The organism is Pseudomonas sp. RW407 (genome assembly GCF_003176655.1).
Lineage (GTDB): Bacteria > Pseudomonadota > Gammaproteobacteria > Pseudomonadales > Pseudomonadaceae > Pseudomonas > Pseudomonas delhiensis.
The window spans coordinates 1-299 of the sequence record NZ_QGSL01000037.1 but is presented as its reverse complement, the minus strand read 5'-3'; the positions used below and the strand labels follow the sequence as shown (position 1 = coordinate 299).

At 63.5% G+C, this 299-nt stretch carries 1 pseudogene; it reads right to left on the bottom strand.

Features of this window, described 5'->3' with window-relative positions:
- Nucleotides 1-190: 190 nt before the first annotated feature.
- Nucleotides 191-299: pseudogene (locus tag DK254_RS34720) on the bottom strand (IS110 family transposase); the annotation flags it as partial.

Genomic DNA, 299 nt, shown 5'->3' with positions numbered 1-299 from the left:
GTCCGTGCTCGACCGTAGGGCGAATAACCGTTCGCGGTTATCCGCCGTTGGCCGGAACGCCGGTGCCCGACGGCCGCGGCGGATAACGCCGTAGGCGTTATGCGCCCTACGGGTTGGAAAGAGGCGGCGCAGCCTGCAAGACAGTTGCTCCTACGTCCGTGCCTCCTGGAACCGTAGGAGCAACTGTCTTTTACTGCTGCGCGGTATCTGTTCTCCAGCAGGTACCGTCCCTGACCATGGCGTTCAGCCGCACGATGAGCACACGCATGCAGGCCACCAGGGCAACCTTGGCGCATCGA